Origin of the sequence: Dactylosporangium sp. NPDC049525, from assembly GCF_040676755.1 — a bacterium.
Lineage (GTDB): Bacteria > Actinomycetota > Actinomycetes > Mycobacteriales > Micromonosporaceae > Dactylosporangium.
The window spans coordinates 190,740-205,431 of the sequence record NZ_JBFAPO010000010.1; the positions used below are offsets into that span (position 1 = coordinate 190,740).

Annotated in this window: 14 protein-coding genes; 2 read left to right on the plus strand and 12 right to left on the minus strand. The window is 72.3% G+C overall.

What is annotated here, in order from left to right:
• Positions 1-17 precede the first annotated feature (17 nt).
• The 11 genes from AB0K00_RS17945 to AB0K00_RS17995 form a co-directional block, all read right to left on the minus strand.
• Complete coding sequence (locus AB0K00_RS17945; protein ID WP_363522054.1) at positions 18-290, minus strand: hypothetical protein; 273 nt, start codon at positions 288-290, stop codon at positions 18-20.
• 4 nt (positions 291-294) lie between these two features.
• A complete protein-coding gene (locus AB0K00_RS17950; RefSeq protein WP_363522055.1) occupies positions 295-1,131 on the minus strand; it encodes a TauD/TfdA family dioxygenase in 837 nt (278 codons plus the stop codon).
• Positions 1,128-1,913 carry an ABC transporter ATP-binding protein gene (locus AB0K00_RS17955; protein ID WP_363522057.1) on the minus strand — a complete coding sequence of 262 codons (786 nt, stop codon included), beginning with the start codon at positions 1,911-1,913 and terminating at the stop codon, positions 1,128-1,130. The genes AB0K00_RS17950 and AB0K00_RS17955 overlap by 4 nt, the downstream gene beginning before the upstream one ends.
• Positions 1,897-2,922, minus strand: a complete 1,026-nt coding sequence (locus tag AB0K00_RS17960) for an ABC transporter substrate-binding protein (protein WP_363522058.1) — start codon at positions 2,920-2,922, stop codon at positions 1,897-1,899. Before AB0K00_RS17960 ends, AB0K00_RS17955 begins: the two co-directional genes overlap by 17 nt.
• 23 nt (positions 2,923-2,945) lie before the next feature.
• Positions 2,946-3,734, minus strand: a complete 789-nt coding sequence (locus tag AB0K00_RS17965) for an ABC transporter permease (protein WP_363522060.1) — start codon at positions 3,732-3,734, stop codon at positions 2,946-2,948.
• 89 nt (positions 3,735-3,823) lie between these two features.
• Positions 3,824-4,978: a serine hydrolase domain-containing protein gene (locus AB0K00_RS17970; RefSeq protein ID WP_363522062.1), complete on the minus strand. Its 1,155-nt coding sequence runs from the start codon at positions 4,976-4,978 to the stop codon at positions 3,824-3,826.
• 77 nt (positions 4,979-5,055) lie between these two features.
• Positions 5,056-5,823, minus strand: a complete 768-nt coding sequence (locus AB0K00_RS17975) for an alpha/beta hydrolase (RefSeq protein WP_363522063.1) — start codon at positions 5,821-5,823, stop codon at positions 5,056-5,058.
• Complete coding sequence (locus AB0K00_RS17980; RefSeq protein ID WP_363522065.1) at positions 5,817-6,428, minus strand: nucleoside monophosphate kinase; 612 nt, start codon at positions 6,426-6,428, stop codon at positions 5,817-5,819. Before AB0K00_RS17980 ends, AB0K00_RS17975 begins: the two co-directional genes overlap by 7 nt.
• The gene (locus AB0K00_RS17985; RefSeq protein ID WP_363522067.1) at positions 6,425-6,955 is read right to left on the minus strand and encodes a flavoprotein; all 531 of its coding nucleotides are present in this window, start codon (positions 6,953-6,955) and stop codon (positions 6,425-6,427) included. Before AB0K00_RS17985 ends, AB0K00_RS17980 begins: the two co-directional genes overlap by 4 nt.
• Positions 6,956-6,965: 10 nt before the next feature.
• Positions 6,966-7,358: a hypothetical protein gene (locus AB0K00_RS17990; protein ID WP_363522069.1), complete on the minus strand. Its 393-nt coding sequence runs from the start codon at positions 7,356-7,358 to the stop codon at positions 6,966-6,968.
• Entirely contained in the window at positions 7,355-7,696 is a 342-nt protein-coding gene (locus tag AB0K00_RS17995; protein WP_363522071.1) for a hypothetical protein, read from the minus strand. The genes AB0K00_RS17990 and AB0K00_RS17995 overlap by 4 nt, the downstream gene beginning before the upstream one ends.
• 120 nt (positions 7,697-7,816) lie before the next feature.
• Here AB0K00_RS17995 and AB0K00_RS18000 point away from each other — a divergent pair, with 120 nt between their 5' ends.
• Complete coding sequence (locus AB0K00_RS18000; protein ID WP_363522073.1) at positions 7,817-9,961, plus strand: Hsp70 family protein; 2,145 nt, start codon at positions 7,817-7,819, stop codon at positions 9,959-9,961.
• Between the two features lie 32 nt (positions 9,962-9,993).
• Here the strand turns inward: AB0K00_RS18000 and AB0K00_RS18005 are convergent, their stop codons facing one another.
• The gene (locus AB0K00_RS18005; RefSeq protein ID WP_363522075.1) at positions 9,994-12,786 is read right to left on the minus strand and encodes a BTAD domain-containing putative transcriptional regulator; all 2,793 of its coding nucleotides are present in this window, start codon (positions 12,784-12,786) and stop codon (positions 9,994-9,996) included.
• 204 nt (positions 12,787-12,990) lie between these two features.
• On the opposite strand from AB0K00_RS18005, the gene AB0K00_RS18010 reads away from it, so the two are divergent.
• Complete coding sequence (locus tag AB0K00_RS18010) at positions 12,991-14,613, plus strand: hypothetical protein (RefSeq protein ID WP_363522077.1); 1,623 nt, start codon at positions 12,991-12,993, stop codon at positions 14,611-14,613.
• Positions 14,614-14,692: the final 79 nt, after the last annotated feature.

Here is a 14,692-nt window from a genome sequence, read left to right on the forward strand (position 1 = left end):
GGCGTGGCGACACGCGGTCAGCGGGCCACGATGTTGCCGCGTTCGTCGACGACCTTGTCGCTCCAGTAGCGGTCCCACTCGTCATCGACGTACTTCGGGACCTTGCCGGCCGGGTAGGGCACGTAGCCGGCCGGCGGGTCGGCGCCGTCGCGGACGCAGGTGCGGCCGGTGGCGTTGCCGACGGCCTTCACCGGGTGCTCGCCGGAGCCGCAGATCCGCTCCTTGAACGAGCACCCGGCCGCGGTGGTCAGGACCGCGGCGAGCAGGACGACGAGCAGGCGGTGAGGCATACCCTCAGTGTGGGCCCACCGGGGCGTCGCCGCGCAGCGTGATGCGGTGCATGACGCGGTGGGCAGTGCCGTAGTCGCGGTTGGCGTAGTGCGCGGTGCTGCGGTTGTCCCACATCGCCACGTCGCCGGCCCGCCAGCGGTGCCGCACGATGTGCTCCGGCTTCGTCAGGTGCGCGTAGAGCAGGTCCAGGATGCCGCGGCTTTCGGCCTCGGAGACGCCGACGATGTGCGAGGTGAAGCCGGGGTTGACGAACAGGCCGCGCCGGCCGGTCTCCGGATGGACCCGCACGACCGGGTGCTCGACCGGGTCGAGGCGGGTGACGACCTCGCCGTCCCAGACGCTGCCTTTGCCGCCGCGGCGCTGGGCGAGGTAGTAGCCGAACTCGCGGTTGCCGTCGTGCACCGCGGTGAGCTGGTCGGCGAGGGCTCGTACCGGCGCGGACAGCGACTCGTAGGCGAGCTGGCTGTCCGCCCAGTTGGTGTCGCCGCCGGACGGTGGCAGCACCACCGCGCGCAGGATCGAGCCGAGTGGCGGGCGGGGCATGAAGGTCACGTCGGTGTGCCACACGTCGGCGAAGCCGTTGTCGGCGCTGTCGAGGGCGTACACCTCGGGGTGGGCCTCGTCGACGCCGCCGACGACGGGGTGTGACGCGGTCAGCTCGCCGAGGCGCCGGCCGAGGCGCACCTGGCCGTCGTCGTCGAGCTGCTGCCCGCCGAAGAACAGCACCTTGTGCTCGACCAGCGCGGCCCTGACGTCGGCGAGCTCGTCGTCGGTGGCGCGGTCCAGGTCGATGTCGTGGACGTCGGCGCCGAAGTGCGGGCCGAGATGGTCGAGCTTCATCGTGGCTCCTTTCCCGCCGCCGCGTCGCGGACGGCGTGGCCGATGGTGGCGCGCAGCGCGGCGTAGGCGGGCAGGCCCCGCAGCTCGTCGGGTTCGACGCCGGTGCGGGGCAGGTCGATGTCCAGGTCGAGGGCGACCTGCCCGGGGCGGCTGGTGAGCACGACGACGCGGCTGCCGAGGAACACGGCCTCGTCGACGCTGTGGGTGACGAAGACGCAGGTGCGGCCGGTCTCCGCCGTGACCTGCCGCAGGTCCTCCTGCAGCCGCTCCCTCGTGAGCGCGTCCAGGGCGGCGAACGGCTCGTCCAGCAGCAGCAGCGGATTCGGTACCGCCAAAGCGCGGGCGATCGCGACCCGCTGCTGCTGCCCGCCGGAGATCTGCCACACGCGCCGCTCGGCGACGTCGTGCAACCCGACCCGTTCGAGGAGTTCCGGCACCCGCGCGGCGCGTTCCTCGCGGGACACGCCCGCGTAGCGCAGGGCGAGGGCGACGTTGCCGCCGACGGTCTTCCACGGCAGCAGGCGCGGCTGCTGGAAGACCAGCCCGGCGCCGCGCCCCGGCTCGGGGACGCGGCCGCCGGTGCGCACGGTGCCGGTGGTGGGCTGCTCGAAGCCGGCGATCAGCCGCAGCAGCGTGCTCTTGCCGCAGCCGGACGCGCCGACCAGCACCAGGAAGGCGCCGGCCGGCACGGACAGGTCTATCGGGCCGACCGCGACGACCGCACCGTAGCGGTGCTCGACGCCGGTGACGGTGACGGCCGAGGTCTCAGGACTGGAGGACACCCGGGAGGCCCTTGGTGTAGATGGCCTTCTCGACGGTGGCGAGGTCCGGCACCGCGTCGATCTTCTTCTGCGCCTTGAGGAACTCGGCCGCGGCGAGGAGGTTCTTGGCAAGGTCGCCGACCTTCTCGGGGGTGCCGAGCCAGGTGCTGCTGGCGATGTCCGCGGGCTTGAGGAACACGCCCTGGCTGAGCTGGTGCTTGGCGTCCTCGGTGCTGATGTTGAGTTCCTTGCCGACGGCCGTGGCCGCGGCGGTGGGGTCGTTGGCGATGATGTCGAGGGCCTTCGCCTCCACCTTGCGCCACGCGTCGACGGCGTCGGGGTGCGCGGTCGCGAACGCGGTCGACACGACGCCGAGGTCCAGCGTCGGCTTGCCCGCGGTGGCCAGCTCGCGGCTGGTGACGAGGACCTTGCCGGTCTTCTTCAGCTCGTCGAGGGACGGCAGCCAGGTGTAGGCGGCGTCGAGGTCGCCGCGGGTCCAGGCGGCCTGGATGTCCTGCGGCTCCAGGTCCACGATGGTCAGTTCGGACTCCTTGACGCCGGCTTTGTCCAGCGCGGCGAGCAGGCTGTAGTGCGCGGTCGAGGCGAACGGCGTGCCGACCTTCTTGCCCCGCAGGTCCGTGACGGCGTTGACGTTCGAGCCGTTGCGGGCGACGAGGGCCTCGTTGTCGCCGGCGACGTCGAGGACGAACGCGACCTGGTAGGGGATGTTCAGCGGCGCCGAGAGCCCGCGGGCGACGGGGCTGGAGCCGATGGCGGCGATGTCGACGCTCTTGGCGACGAACGCGGTGTTGATGCTCGCGCCCGAGTCGAACTTCGTCCAGGTGATCTTGTAGTCGGGCAGCGCCTTTTCGAGGAGGCCCTGGTTCTTGACGATGAGGTCGCCGCTGGGGAACGCCTGGTACGCGATCCGGATGGTCTTCTGCTCCGAGCTGCTGTTGCCGCTGGCGGCGCCATCACCGCACGCGGCCAGGAACAAGGCGGCGACGGCGATCAGGCTCTTGAGTCTCACGGGTGTCCTATTCAGAGGGGGTTTCAGGCGCGTCCGCGCCAGGGGATGAGGCGGGTCTCGGCCTGACGCAGCACCGCGTCGATGGCGAGTCCGGACAGTCCGATGGCGAACAGGCCGAGCACGACGACGTCGGTCTGCGAGTACCGCTGTGCGTCGCGGACCATGCCGCCGATGCCGGGTACGCCGTTGATGGTCTCGGCGGCCACGACGGAGGAGTACGCGATGCCGACTGCCAGGCGGATCCCGGTGAAGATCTCGGGCAGCGCGTGGGGCAGTACCACGTCGCGGGTCACCTGCCAGCGTTTCGCGCCGAGGGCGCGGGTCGCTTCGACCAGGGCGGTGGGCGCGTTGTGCACGGCGGCGGCGGTGGCCACGGCGACCGGTGGCAGCGCGGCGATCGACAGCAGCCACAGCTTGGGCGTCTCGTCGATGCCGAACCAGATGATGAAGAGGCTGAAGTACGCCAGGGGCGGCAGCGCCCGCACGAACGTGACGACCGGTTCGGCGACGACGCGGATCCAGCCGACGGTGCCCATCACCACGCCGGCGATCAGGCCGCCGGCGACGCCGATCGCGGAGCCGATGAGGATGCGGCGCAGGCTGACGCCGAGGTGCTCGATGAGCAGGTGGCCGCTGTAGCCGCGGGTGCCGTCGTGGACGCTGGAGGTCTGGATCAGCCGGTGCCACACGGCGGCGGGGGAGGGGATGAACGTCGGGTTGTCCATGACGGTGGCGGTGACCTGCCACAGCACCCCGAGCACGACGATGGCCACCACCCGCAACCCGATCCGGCGGCCCCACTCGGCGTTCACAGCGCTCCCTACTTCATTTGGACGGGCATTGCAGAAGTCTGCAATTCCTATCGTAAAAGTAGAGAAGAAGCAAGTGGGGCCGCCGTTGCTCACCTGCCCTGCAGCACCGCTCCGACGATGCGCTGGGAACGCAGCGGCTGGTCGGTGCCGCCCATGTGCAGGGTGTTGACGGAGTAGACCAGCCGCATGGACAGGTCCCGGGTCGCGGCCATCGCGTTGTTGTAGCCGGGCCGGTCGCCGCTCTTGCCCCACACCGTCAACGACGGCAGGTCCAGCAGCTTCGTGAGCCCGGCGCTGTAGACGGCGTCCTGGTCGTCGGCGGGGTCGTCGTTGCCGTCGTACAGTTTCACCCCGGCCGGCACGGTGAACATCTCCGACAGCTGCGGCTCCGGCACCAGGTGCCCGCTGAACAGCGCCACCAGGAACCGGTCCAGGTCCGGCGCGGTCGAGATGATCGACGCCGCCGACCACTGCAGCGACGTGTCGGCGCGGGTCACGTCGACCCAACCGGCATCGGTGGCCTCATAGCCGTGCGCGTGCGGGCCGCGCACCTCGTCGTCCCGGCCGGGCGCGGTGGTGCCGCGCAGGCCGAGCCGGTCGACGATGCGCCGCTGGATCTGCGACTCCCAGCTGCGGCCGGTGACCTTCTCGATGAGCAGCCCGGCGACGATGTAGTCGACGTTGCCGTACCGCTGCTTCGTGCCGGGCGCGAACGCCAGGGGCTCCGCGGTGTCGATCTGGCTGCCCTTCGCCCAGCGGTCGTAGCGGTGGGCGAGGAACCATTCCGTCTGCTTGTTCGGCACCGGGACGTGGTTGATGCCGCTGGTGTACGTGAGCACCTGCCGCACCGTGATCGGCGCGGTCCCGGCGGGCAGGAGGTCGGGCAGGTAGTGCTGCACGGTCTGGTCCAGGTCGAGCTTCCCCTCCGCGGCGAGCTGCAGCGCGACCACGGCGGTGAACGTCTTGGTCATGCTGCCGATGCGGAAGCGCCCGTCGATCGGGACCGTCCGTCCACTGTGGACATCGGCCACGCCGGCCGTGCCCTGGCGGCATCCGTTGGCGTCGTTGACCAGCAGGAGTGCCCCGGACGCCTCCTCGTCTGGCAGCCCGGCGAGGGCGTCGCGCAGCGGGGTCCCGTCCGCCACGGTCGTGCAGCGCTGCCGGCCCGCCTCCCCGGCATGCGCGGTGCCGGCCGTTCCGATGACGAGCGCTGCCGCGACCAGGGCGGCACTGAGTTTGCGCAAAGCGGACACCTCCAGCGATAGGTGGAAATTGGTTACTTCCACCCTGTCGCCGGCTGTCCCGCACGGGCATCCGGGGTTTACCTCCGCGGGTCCCCGAGAACCGCCCCTGAGAAGCCGTCAGGGTCTTCCACCCACGGCAGGTGGCTCGCGCCCGCCAGGATCACCCGGCGCACGTCCGGCAGCGCCGCCGCGAGGGAGTCCACCGCCCACCGGGGGCGCAGGTCCAGCTCGCCGTCGATGATGAGCACCGGCACCCGCAGGTCCCGGCACTGCGCGGCGAGGTCCGTCTCCCGCAGCCGCCGCGCGATCTCGGCGTTGAGGGTGGCGTTGCACTCACCGTTGATGTCGAACCACGGCGTCGCCATCGCCTCGGCGTGCGCCGTGGCCCGCTCCCGGTCGGGGAACTCGGCGGTCCACTGCCGCACCACTGAAGCCCGGTCGTGGCCGCGCGGCAGGTCCCGGACGCGTTCCCGGAACGCGGGCTTCCAGGTGTCCTCGTCGTCGATGCCGGTGCCGGCCACGTACACCAGGCGCCGCACGCGATCCGGGTGCCGCAGCGTGTATTCGAGGGCCAGATGCGCGCCCCACGAGTGCCCGAGCAGCGTGGCAGGCCCGTCCAGCACCGCGTCGAGGTCCTTGATGCTGCGGTCCAAGGTGTACGGCCCGCTGTTCTGGGACCGGCCGCACCCGCGCTGGTCCCAGCGGACGGTGCGGTAGTGGCCGGCGAACATCGTGGCGAGGTCGCCGGCCATGTCCCACAGGCCCGGGCCGCCGTGGACAAACACCAGTGGCGGCCCCTCGCCGCCGACCTCCGTCCACAGTCGACACCCGTCGTCGGTCAGCACGTGGCGGCCTCCGCGATCTCCTCAGGCGGCAGGGTCGCGTCGACGGACACCAGCAGCTCCAGCGACCGGTAGTGCTCGAGGATCGGGGCGGCATTCGAACGGAAGCTCTGGAGCCTGGCGGTGATGTGCCACTCGGCGTCGTCGTCGCGCTGGAACACCTCGCCGCCGCAGCGGTCGCAGCGGGCCGGGGCGGGCTCGACGTGCCACACCTTGCCGCAGCCGCGGCAGACGCGCCGCCCGGTTACCCGGCGCAGCACCTCACCGTCGGACAGGACGAGGTCGACGACCCGGTCCAGGGGCGTGCCGCGACCGGCGAGCGCCTCGGTCAGCATCTCGGCCTGGACCGCGGTGTGCGGGAAGCCGTCCAGGACGAAGCCGGGGCCGTCGAGGTGGGTCAGGAGCACCGGCAGCATCACCTCGTCCGGGACGAGTTCGCCCGCGTCCATGAACCGGCCGAACTCGACCGACGCCGGACTCTGGGCGCGGAACTCCGTCTGGAAGACCGTGTACATGCTGACCATGGGCACGCCGAGGCGCCCGGCGATCAGCTCCACGACCCTCCACCGGTCGACGGGCGGCAGGCCCAGGACGGCCAGGCGCCTCATCGTGGGAGCGCCCGCAGCGCGTCGAGCGTCGCCGGCCACGGGAACGGCGGCGGTGGGGTCGTCGTGTCGCTGTCCAGCGGCGGCACCGACGCCGGGTCGAACAGGACCATCACGCCCCACCCGCGCAAGGTTCGCAGGCTGGTCTTGAACGCCGGATGGTTGGACAGTCCGACGTTCGGCGTGGGTACGACGATGACCGGCCTGCCCAGCCCGATCCCCTCGTTGAGCAGTCCCAGGGCCAGGGTGTCACTGATCCCGGCGACGAGCTTGTTGACCGTGTTGAACGTGGCCGGCGCGACCACGAACGCGTCCGCGGGCGGCAGCACGTCAGGCTCGTCGGGCTCCTTGTACCGCGACCGCACCGGATACCCGGTCTGTGCTTCGAGGACCCCGGCGTCGAGGAACTTCAGGCCGTCCGGGGTCGCGACGACGCACACCACCCACCCGTCCTGCTGGGCGGAGGCGACGAAGTCGGGCAGGTCCGCGGCGGGGCGGCCACCGCAGGCAACGACGTACAACACCGGCATGCGGCACAGGCTAACCGCCGGGGCACTCGTAGGCGCAGACGGTGACCGGCACCGGGATCTCGTGGTCGCCCGGCACGTGCCCGATGAGCGGGGTGCTCGCCCTGGAACTCACCACGGCCAAGACGATGAACAGCAGCGGGGCGGCGACGAGCGCGCCGACGAAGTGCCGGCCCCAGCCGGGCTCGTCGGCGGCCTTCGCGAGGGCGATGCCCAGCATCGGCAGCGCCACCGACGCCGCCATGCCCACGATGAACAGCGTGTCGGTGGTCGCCCCGAACGCCTCCGCCGCCGCACGGGTCGGCAGCCAGATCAGCGTGGTCCGGCGGACCAGCGCCACGATGATCAGGAACGGGGCGCCGTACATCGTGGTGTAGAACAGCACTCCCAGGCCGGCGCGTTTCATCGGGCGACTGCCGAGTACAGCGCGACAATGAAGACGGCGACGAGCACCGTCGCGAGCGCGGACAGCGTGCCGGCCAGCGCCGCCGGGATGCGCAGCAGGGACGTGACGGCCGTCACCGTCATGAGGACCACCAGTAGCGGCACGCCCACCAGCACCACGATCGCCGGCAGGAAATCCATCGACGACCAGCCGCAGCCGCCGGAGCCGCAGTCGATGTCCGTCGCATCCGGCCCGTCGGGCAGCGACCAGTCCGCGACGGCGAACGCCGCGACCGGGGTCAGGAACCAGCCGACGGCGACCAGCAGGCTCGCCCCATACGGCGCGCGGGTCTCTTCCATGCCGCGATTCTCGCGGTCGCCGGCCGCGGGGGCATCGGGGTTCGTACTCAGTTGCGTCCTAAGTACGGTGCGTGGTGGCGTACCATTCGGCGTTCGGGTCCCGCGGCTGGGGGGTTGTTCGTGCAGGGTCAGGTCCGGTTCGCCGTCGACCTCGGCACCTCCAACACGGTGGCCGTCGTCGACCGGGGCGACGGCACGCCCCGCCCGCTGCTGTTCGACGGCAACCCGCTGCTGCCGTCCGCGGTGTTCGCCGACGCGTCGGGCACCGTGTTCGTCGGGCGCGACGCCGAGCGGCACATGGCGACCGACGCGGCCCGCTACGAGCCGAACCCCAAGGGCCACATCGACGAGGGTCTGATCCTTCTCGGTGACCGTGAGGTGCCGGTCGTCGAGCTGCTCGCCGCGATTCTGCGCCGGGTCGCCGCCGAGGCCGCGCAGACCGGCGTCCTGGCCGGCGGCACCACCGTGCTCACCTGCCCCGCCGACTGGGGCCCGCGCCGCCGCGCCGTGCTGCAGGAGGCCGCCGGGGTCGCCGGGCTCGGCCGGGTCACGCTGCTGGACGAGCCGGTCGCCGCCGCCACGTACTGCATGCGGGTCCTCGGCTCCCGGATCGCTCCGGGCCGCAGCGTCGCCGTCTTCGACTTCGGCGGCGGCACCCTGGACGTCACGGTGGCCCAGGCGACGCCGGACGGGCTGCGGGTCCTGGCCACCGGCGGCCTCGACGACCTGGGCGGCACCGACGTCGACGCCGCGCTGGTCGGGCATCTCGGCCAGCAGGTCGCCGCGCACGACGGCGAGCTGTGGCGGCGGCTGCAGCATCCGCAGACCCCGGCCGACTTCCGTGACCGGATGACGTTCTGGTCCGAGGTACGCGCGGCGAAAGAGATGCTGTCCAGGGCCGCCTCGGCGCCGGTGCACGTGCCGGGCGTGGACCAGGCGACCCACCTGACCCGCGAGGAGCTGGACCGGGTCGCGGGGCCCCTGGTGGACCGTGCCGTCGACGAGACCCGCCGTGTGCTGCAGCGGTCCGGTGTACCGGCCGCGCAACTGGACGCGATCCTCCTGGTGGGCGGGTCGAGCCGGCTGCCGCTGGTGGCGAGTCGGCTGCATGCCCGGTTCGGGCTGGCGCCGGTGGTGCCGGAGCAGCCGGAGCTGCCGGTCGCGTACGGGGCGCTGCTGCTGGGCAACACACAGGCCGCGGGCAGCGTTGGTTCGTCGCCGGCGGCGACCGGCTATGGCGCGCCGGTCACGCCGGCGGGCGGGTATCCGGCGTCGGCTTCGTTCCAGGCCTCTGCGCCGCCGGCTCCTTACCAGACCTCAGCGCCGCCGGCCGCGTATCAGCCTTCGGCCCCTCCGGCGGCGTATCAGGCGTCGGCTCCTCCGGCGGCGTATCAGGCCCCCGCGGCGACGTTCCAGGCGTCCGTGCCGCCGGCCGCCTACCAGGCCTCGGCGCCGCCTGCCTATCAGGGCGCAGCTCCTTCGGCGTATCAGGCACCGGCTGCGTATCAGGGGCCGCCGGCCGGGTACGCGGCGCCGGCCGGGTATCCACCACCGGCCGGGTACGCGCCGCAGGAGGGTTACGCACCGCAGCAGCAGCCGGTCGTACCGCAGCAACGCCAGCAACGGCCGTCGGTCATCATCGGCCCAGGCGTGACGATGCAGGGCAACGTCGCCATCTACGGCGACGAAGACCTGATGCCGCAGTACGCCCGCGACGAACCGCACCGGCGCACCCGCGACGAGCCGCCGGAACCGCCCGCCGATCCGCCGGCCCGCGCCCGCCGCAGCGGCTCGGGATTCTCGATCTCCCGCATGTTCTGGCGGCTGCGCCTCATCGCCGTGCCGGTCGTCATCGTCCTGGCGTTGACGCCGTGGGGCCGCGGCCTGCTCAGCGCCGGCCGCGACAAGATCAGCGAGTGGACCGGCAGCCCGTCCGCCACCCCGACCGTCGCGGTCTCCACGTCCACCGGCGCGAGCCCCGCGAAGTCCAGCGCCCCGGCCGCCGCCGGCCCGTCGGTCAAGCTCGTCCCCGACAGCGTCAAGGCCGGCACCTCGGTCAAGGTGACCGGCGCCGGCTTCGACAAGGGCGAACAGGTCGCCATCAAGGTCAACGGCACCCAGAAGATCGTCAAGACCTCCACGGCCGCGGGCGCTGTCGAGTGGAACATGCCGACCGCGACGCTGAAGAAGGGCCCCACCACCGTCGAACTGGTCGGAGCCACCAGCAAACGCTCCGCCAAGGCAACCCTGGAAGTGACCGCCTAGCCCTGCGCACGCCTCCTGCTCGCGCGGCGGCCTCAGCGCATCTTGCTCCGCACCGTGGCGACGTCGGGGTGGCCGAGCTGTTCGAAGATCTCGACCGCGTCGAGCCAGCAGCGGTGTGCTGAGGCGCGGCTTCCGGCGGCGCTGTGCGTGTCGCCGATGTGGTCCAGCACGATGGCCTCCGCGTGCCGGTCGCCCATCCGGCGGAACAGGGCCAGTGCCTCGCCGTAGCACCGGACGGCGTGGTCGTGTTCGCCGAGATGGTGATGGGCGTAGCCGAGACTGTCCCACGTGTTCGCCTGCCCGTAGAGGCTTCCGGCCTGCTGGGTCAGGGCCAGCGCCTGCGTGCAGAGCGCGACGGCCGGCCGGTGCTCACCGAGTTGGCAGTGGTACCAGCCGACGGCGTTGAGTGCCACCGCCTGTTCGAGCGTGGTGCCGGCGGCGCGGTACAGCCGGAGCGACTCGTTGGCGTAGGTCAGCGCGGTGCGCGGATCCCCTTGCCGGTCGAACTGCATGGCGATGTCGAAGTTGGTGTGCGCGCGGCCGGCGTCGTCGCCGAGGCCGTCGAAGAGGTCCAGGGCGCACTGGAGCTGCGCGTGGGCCTCGTCGTAGCGCTGGAGGTTGGACAGCGCGTTGGCGAGGAGGCGGTGCGCCTGGGCCTGCGCGGCCCGGTTCCCGAGGCGGGCGGCCGCGTCGAGGGCTGTCTGCTGCATGGCGGCCCAGTCGTCCCAGTGTCCGCGCCGGTCGAAGTAGGTGGCCAGCGTCCAGGGCAGCTGCCATGCGTGCACGTCGAAGCCGTCGGCCGCCGCGCGGCGCGCCGCGGCGAGCAGGACCGCGTGCTCGGTGGCGAACCAGGCCATGGCGCCGTCCAGGTCGGTGAGGTCGGCCGGGACGACGCCCGGCCCGGCCGGTGCCAACGTCAGCGGATCGCGTTGCGGCGACAGCAGCATGGCCGCGTGGTGGGCCGTGTGCAGGTAGTGGTCGAGCAGCCGGCGCAGGGCCGGCCTGCCCCGCGCCGACGGGTCGGCGACGGCCGTCTCGTAGGCGTGCAGCCGCACCAGGTCATGCATCCGGTACCGGCCGGGCTGGTGCTCCTGCACCAGGTGCGCGCCGATCAGCCGGCGCAGCAGGTGCCGGGTCCGCGCCGGCGGTGTGGCGATGAGGCTGGCCGCGGCGGCCTCGCTGAGGTCGGGGCCGGGCGCGAGGCCGAGCAGGACGAACGCCGTCGCGGCCGGTGGGTCGAGGGCCCGCTGGGAGCAGGACAGGACCGCCCGGAGGTCGACCGTCAACTCTCCCGCGTCGAGCGCGTCCAGGCGGGTTGCGGCGGTGCGCACCTCCGCGGCGAGGGTGGCGAGCGGCAGGTCCGGGTGCAGCGCGGCGCGGGCCGCGAGGATGCCCAGGGCCAGCGGCAGGCCGGCGCAGTGTTCGAGGATGGCGGCGGTCGCCGCCGGGTCCGCGGTGATCCGTTCGGCGCCGACGTGCTGCGCGAGCAGCGTGCGGGCGTCGGCCTCGGGCAGCACGTCCAGTGCCAGCGGCCGGGCGTCGTGCCCGGTGACCAGGCCGGGGAGCTGGGAACGGCTGGTGACGAGGACGGCGCTGGTGGCCGTGCCGGGCAGCAACTGGGCGACGGTGGCGGAGTCCCTGGCGTTGTCCAGCACGACGAGCAGCCGCCGGCCGGCGACGAGGCTGCGGTACAGGCCGGCCCGGGCGTCCGAGTCCACCGGGATCCGTGCCTGCTCGACCCCGAGCGCCTCGAGGAACCTGCGCAGGACGGTGGACGCGTCGACCGGATCGCCGGCCGGGTCGAAGCCGCGAAGGTTGGCGTACAGCTGCCCGTCGGGGAACCGGTCGGTGTTGTCGTTGGCCCATCGCAGCGCGAGCCAGGTCTTGCCGATGCCACCGGCGCCGACAACGGCCGAGATCACCATGGCGGCGGTCTCGTCCGAGCGGGCGTCCATGGACTTGGCGAGTTGGGCCAGCTCGTCGGACCGGCCGATGAACGAGCCCGGCGGGGCCGGCAGTTGGCGCGGCACCTGTAGCGGGGCGGCGCGGGTGCCGGGTCCGGCGCGGCCGGCGGGCGGCGGCGGACCGCTCACGTCCGGGTCGTCGGTGAGGATCTGCCGGTGCAGCCGCCGCAGCGGCGGGCCGGGGTCGGTGCCCAACGCCTCGGCGAGCCGTCGCCGGAGCCGGTCGTAGGTCTCCAGCGCCTCGGCCTGCCGGCCGCTGCGGTACAGCGCGAGGATCAGCTGGCCGGCCAGCCGCTCGTCCCACAGGTACACGCCGGCGGCGGCCGTGAGCGCGTCCAGCACCTCGGTGTGCCGGCCCTGACGCAACGCCAGGTCGTTGCGGTCCAGTTCGGCGGCGAGCCGCAGGCGGTGCAACCCTTCCCGGGTGGCGTTGAACCATGGGGTGTCCAGCGTCGGGAACGCCTCGCCGTGCCACGACGCGAGCGCTTCTGCGAACAGCGCCGCCGCGGCGTCGTCGTCGCTGGACCGCGCCCGGTCGATGAGGCAACGGAACCGGTGCAGGTCCACCGTCATCGGATCGACGCCGAGCACGTAGCCGGCCGGGCCACGCCGGATGTCGGCGCCGCCGGCGTCCGCCAGCGCGCCGCGCAGCCGGGAGAGGTAGCTGTGCAGGGTGCCGCGGGCCCGCTGGGGCGGACAGTCACCCCACACCCGGTCGAGCAGGTGATCGAGCGGCACCGGCCGGTTGGCGTCGATCAGCAACGCGGCCAGGACGTGCCGCTGGCGGGCGGGTCCGACGTCGACGGGGCACCCGTCGATCTCCAGACCGACGTCGCCGAGGACGCGGAAAGCGATCGGCATGCGGATCCGCCTCCCCGATCGTCGTCGCGGTTGCCTGGGTGCGGGGCGGGATGCCCCCACCTGACAACACGCAGCCGCGCCCGTTCCGGTTCGGCCGTGACCAGCGGATTCAATGCCGGTCCAAGGATCGTTCAAACACGCCGGCGCACCGTCGGTGCATGAACGATCGACGGAGGCACCATATGCGCACGACAGGCAGACATCATGACTAGACGCGGCCAGACCTGGCCGGTGATCGTCTCCGCCCTGACCGGCCTTGCCCTCATGACGGCGGTCGAGCCCGCCGCCGCGGCAGTGCCCGGCCGGGGCGGTGCCGCCACGGCGGCAACCACCCGGATGGCCGTCCAGGCGCTCACCGACTTCGACGGCGACGGCCTCGCCGACCTCGTCGTCGGGTCGCCGTTCGAGGAGGTGGACGGTTTCCTCGCCGCGGGCGGCGTCAACATCATCTACGGGACGTCCGGCGGCCTCGACTCGGCCGCGAGCTTCTTCATCAGCCAGAACACGCCGGGCGTCTTCGGCGACGCCGAGCAGAACGACGAGTTCGGCGCCGCCGTCGCGACCGGGGACTTCGACGGCGACGGCTACACCGACCTCGCGATCGGCGTTCCGGGCGAAGACTGGATCGCGATCGACGACGGCTTCGTCCACGTGCTGTACGGCGGGCCCGGCGGGCTGACGACCGCCGGCAGCGAGTACTGGAGCCAGGACAGTCTCGGCATCTACGGCGGCGCCGAGAACTTCGACGGCTTCGGCCAGTCCTTGGCGGCCGCGGACTTTGGCAACGGGTTGCAGGACGACCTCGCGGTCGGCGTTCCGTTGGAGGACGTCGACGGGCAGACCGACGCCGGTGGCGTCAACGTGATCTACGGGACGACGAGCGGGCTGTCCTCGGCCCGCAGCTTCTTCTTCAGCCAGAACACCCCGGGCATGTACGGCGTCGCCGAGTCGTACGACAGGTTCGGCTTCGCGTTGGCCGCCGCCGACTTCGGCGACAGTTCCCACGCCGATCTGGCGATCTCGGTGCCGTACGAGAACAACGCGGCGCTCGACGACGGCGGGGTCCACGTGATCGCCGGCGGGCCGGCCGGGCTCAACGCCGCGGACAGCTTCTTCTGGTGCCAGGACTCCACCGGCGTGGAGGGCACCGCGCAGGACTCGGATCTGTTCGGCTACTCGCTGGCGGCGGCCGACTTCGGTGGCACGTCGTACGCGGATCTCGCCGTGGGGGTGCCGTACGAGGACGAGATCTCCGGGCTCGCCGACGCCGGCGCGGTGAACGTGCTGTACGGGTCGTCCACCGGGCTGACCGCAACCGGCGATCAGCTGTGGAGCCAGTACAGTCTCAGCATCGCCGGTGACGCCGCGATCGGGGACCACTTCGGGTACTCCCTGGCGGCGGCCGACTTCGGCAACGGCTCCTACGACGACCTCGCCATCGGGGTGCCGTCGGAGGATGTGAGCTTGGTGGGCCAGGCCGGCGGCGTGAACGTGATCTACGGATCGTCCACCGGCCTCGACTCCGCCAACAACGCGTTCTGGTCCCAGGCCAGCAGCGGCGTCATCGGGATCGCCGAGGGCGACGACCTCTTCGGGTATTCGCTGGCCGCGGCCGACTTCGGCAACGGCTCCTATGCCGACCTTGCCATCGGGGTGCCGTTCGAGGACTCGGCGGCCACCGACGACGGCTCCGTGAATGTGCTCTACGGTTCGAGCACCGGCCTCGGCACCGCCGACAACCAGTCCTGGTACCAGGGAAGCAGCGGGATTTTCGGTGATCCGTTGGCCCAGGACAGGTTCGGCTTCTCCCTGGCCGCCTCCGCCTAGCGTCCGGACAGCCGGCGTCCGGCATGACGTCGGGCCGGGCCACCGCACTCGTCGTGGTGGCCCGGTCCGGTCGGCTGTC